4 protein-coding genes and 1 pseudogene are annotated in these 3,493 nt (G+C 68.3%); all 5 read left to right on the top strand.

The features are described 5' to 3' along the window. Nucleotides 1-174: pseudogene (locus ACLBYD_RS11620) on the top strand (8-amino-7-oxononanoate synthase); the annotation flags it as partial. Further along, entirely contained in the window at nucleotides 171-884 is a 714-nt protein-coding gene (gene bioD / locus ACLBYD_RS11625; protein WP_447816550.1) for a dethiobiotin synthase, read from the top strand. The pseudogene ACLBYD_RS11620 and the gene bioD, both read left to right, overlap by 4 nt. Nucleotides 885-988: 104 nt before the next feature. Continuing rightward, nucleotides 989-1,276, top strand: coding sequence for a hypothetical protein (locus ACLBYD_RS11630; RefSeq protein ID WP_016694393.1), 288 nt, complete (start codon nucleotides 989-991; stop codon nucleotides 1,274-1,276). Continuing rightward, complete coding sequence (locus ACLBYD_RS11635; protein WP_447816551.1) at nucleotides 1,273-2,109, top strand: hypothetical protein; 837 nt, start codon at nucleotides 1,273-1,275, stop codon at nucleotides 2,107-2,109. The genes ACLBYD_RS11630 and ACLBYD_RS11635 overlap by 4 nt, the downstream gene beginning before the upstream one ends. A gap of 45 nt (nucleotides 2,110-2,154) precedes the next feature. Then, a partial coding sequence (locus ACLBYD_RS11640; protein ID WP_447816552.1) for a fumarate reductase/succinate dehydrogenase flavoprotein subunit occupies nucleotides 2,155-3,493 on the top strand: 1,339 nt, incomplete at its 3' end.

Consider the following 3,493-nt stretch of genomic DNA (forward strand, 5'->3'; position numbering starts at 1 on the left):
GACGCCGCGGCGCGGTGCCGCGACCGCGGCGTGCACGTCGGCTGCTTCCGGCCGCCCTCGGTTCCGGCCGGTACCTCGCGGCTGCGCCTGACGGCACGCGCGAACCTCACCGACGACGAACGCGCCCTCGTCGACGAGGTGCTCACCGACGTCCTCGCGGGAGCCCGGGCGTGAGCATCCTCGTCGTCACCGGCACGTCGACCGATGTGGGCAAGACCGTCGCGACCGCGGCACTCGCCGCGAACGCCGTGGCCGCGGGACTGCGGGTCGCGGTGTGCAAACCCGCCCAGACGGGCGTGACGGACGACGGGCCGGGCGACCTGCAGGAGATCCGGCGACTGGCCGGGGACCGTGTCCGGCTCGTCGAACTCGCGCGGTATCCGGATCCGCTCGCACCGGATACCGCCGCGCGGCGCAGCGGACGCCCGATGCTCACCCTCGAGGAGATCGTCGACACCGTCCGGATTCTCGACGCCGAGTACGACCTCACCCTGGTCGAGGGGGCGGGAGGTCTGCTCGTCCGGCTCGGCGCGGGCGGTTTCACTCTCGCCGACGTCGCGGCCGCGCTCGGAGCGCCGGCGGTGATCGTCGCCGCCGCCGGACTGGGCACGCTCAACCACACCGCGCTCACCGTGGCCGCGCTCCGATCGGCGGGGATCGAATGTCCGGGGGTCATCATCGGATCCTGGCCTGCTGCACCGGATCTGGCGGAGCAGTGCAATCTCGACGACCTCCCCGACGTCACCGGCGTCCCCGTCGTGGGCAGGATCCCGGCCGGCAGCGGTGCTCTCGACGCCCGCGTCTTCGCCACCCGTGCCTCTCGGTGGTCGGATCTGCCGCTCCCGACGAAACGGCGTGCGGGCGGATCTTCCGCTGTACTGTGATGGATGCCACATTGCAACTGGCCTGTTCCCATCGTGTCGGCCGGCGCGACATGCCGATACCCGCTACGGAAGGGACATGTCGACCGCTCGGCCCGGAGGTACGGATGTCCATCAGCGAATTGCAGGAACTTCAGCGCACCGCCGCCCACCTGCGCCAATGCCTCGGATCCCTACGATCGCGCTACGGGGACGCAGCCCCGGTGAAGAGGCTGTCGAACGACGTCGAACGTCTCGACATCGACATACGCGACTTCGCCGAACATCCTCCGCGCGAGGTCGTCAACAGCCTCGGTGAACGCATCCCGATTCCCGATACGCCGTACGACGACTCGTTGTTCCGCGGAACGGATACGGACGACGAAGGTCTCGGCGGGCTGCACGGCTCGCGGTGAGCACCTCCGAGGCGACGCCGGCGGCGCGCGGTGAGCCGGCCACCGGCGTCCGATCCGAGGGCCGCGCACGGATCACCGCGCGGACGCTGCGGATCGACCGCTGGTGGCAGACACCCGCACTCACCGTTCTCGGTCTCGGTGTGTTCGTGGTGTACGCGACGATCCGTTCTTTCGTGCGCAGCGCCTACTACGTCGAGGACTACCACTACCTCACACCGTTCTATTCGCCGTGCGTGAGCGCGTCCTGCGTGGACGGCGCCCGCCATTTCGGCACGTGGGTCGGCGAACTCCCGATGTGGATCCCGCTCGCCTTCCTGTCGCTGCCGTTCCTCCTCGGCTTCCGGCTGACCTGCTACTACTACCGCAAGGCCTACTACCGATCGTTCTGGTTGTCGCCGCCCGCGTGCGCGGTCGCCGAACCGCACCGGCACTACACCGGGGAGACGCGGTTCCCGCTGATCCTGCAGAACTCGCACCGCTACTTCTTCTACGCCGGCTTCGTGGTGTCGCTGATCAACACCTACGACGTCGTCCTGTCCTTCCGCGGTCCGAGCGGGTTCGGCATCGGACTCGGCAACCTGATCCTGCTGATCAACGTCGTGCTGCTCTGGGGCTACACGTTGTCGTGTCACTCCTGCCGGCACGTCACCGGCGGCCGGCTGCGGCACTTCTCGAAACACCCCGTGCGCTACCGGATCTGGACGTTCGTCTCGAAACTCAACACCAGGCACATGCAGTTCGCGTGGATCACACTGGGAACCCTGATCCTCACGGACTTCTACATCATGCTCGTGGCGAGCGACACCATCGCCGATCTGCGGTTCATCGGCTGACGCGCACGGCACGACACCGGCCGCACCGGAGGAGGGGAAACACGGATGGTGGATGTCGAACGGCACAAGGTCGACGTCGTGGTGATCGGAGCAGGCGGCGCCGGGCTACGCGCGGTGATCGAGGCGCGGCAACGCGGCTTCTCCGTCGCCGTGGTGTGCAAGTCGCTGTTCGGCAAAGCCCACACCGTGATGGCCGAAGGCGGATGCGCCGCCGCGATGGGCAACGCCAACCCCCGCGACTCCTGGCAGGTGCACTTCCAGGACACGATGCGCGGCGGCAAGTTCCTCAACAACTGGCGGATGGCCGAACTGCACGCCCGCGAGGCCCCCGACCGCGTGTGGGAGCTGGAGACCTACGGAGCACTGTTCGACCGCACCCCCGACGGACGGATCAGCCAGCGCAACTTCGGCGGCCACACCTATCCGCGACTCGCCCACGTCGGCGATCGCACCGGACTCGAACTCATCCGCACGATGCAGCAGAAGATCGTGTCGCTGCAGCAGGAGGACCACGCCGAGCACGGCGACTACGAGGCCCGGGTGCGGGTCTTCGCCGAATGCACCATCACCGAACTGCTGAAGGACGACGAGGGACGCATCGCCGGCGCGTTCGGATACTGGCGCGAGACCGGGCGTTTCGTGTTGTTCGAGGCGCCCGCGGTCGTCATCGCCACCGGTGGTATCGGCAAGTCGTGGAAGGTCACCTCGAACTCGTGGGAGTACACGGGCGACGGTCACGCCCTCGCCCTGCGTGCCGGCGCCACCCTGATCAACATGGAGTTCGTCCAGTTCCACCCGACGGGGATGATCTGGCCGCCGAGCGTGAAGGGCATCCTCGTCACCGAGGGTGTGCGCGGCGACGGCGGAGTGCTGAAGAACTCCGAGGGAGAGCGGTTCATGTTCTCCTACATCCCGCCGGTGTTCAAAGGCCAGTACGCGGAGACCGAGGAGGAGGCCGACCGCTGGTACGAGGACCAGGAGAACAATCGCCGCACGCCCGACCTGCTCCCGCGCGACGAGGTCGCCCGCGCCATCAACTCCGAGGTCAAGGACGGCCGGGGGACTCCGCACGGCGGAGTCTTCCTCGACATCGCCTCGCGGATGCCGGCCGACGAGATCATGCGCCGCCTGCCGTCGATGCACCACCAGTTCAAGGAACTCGCCGACGTCGACATCACCGCCGAGGCCATGGAGGTCGGCCCGACCTGCCACTACGTGATGGGCGGCATCGAGGTCGACCCCGACACCGCCGCTGCGGCAGTCCCGGGGCTGTTCGCCGCCGGGGAATGTTCCGGTGGCATGCACGGATCGAACCGGCTGGGCGGGAACTCGCTGTCCGATCTGCTGGTCTTCGGTCGCCGGGCAGGTCTCGGCGCCGCCGACT

The organism is Rhodococcus sp. C26F (assembly GCF_053345925.1).

Bases quoted from the DNA above. Each gene is read 5' to 3' on its own strand.
- ACLBYD_RS11630 (WP_016694393.1), top strand. From the start codon at position 989: ATGTCCATCAGCGAATTGCAGGAACTTCAGCGCACCGCCGCCCACCTG.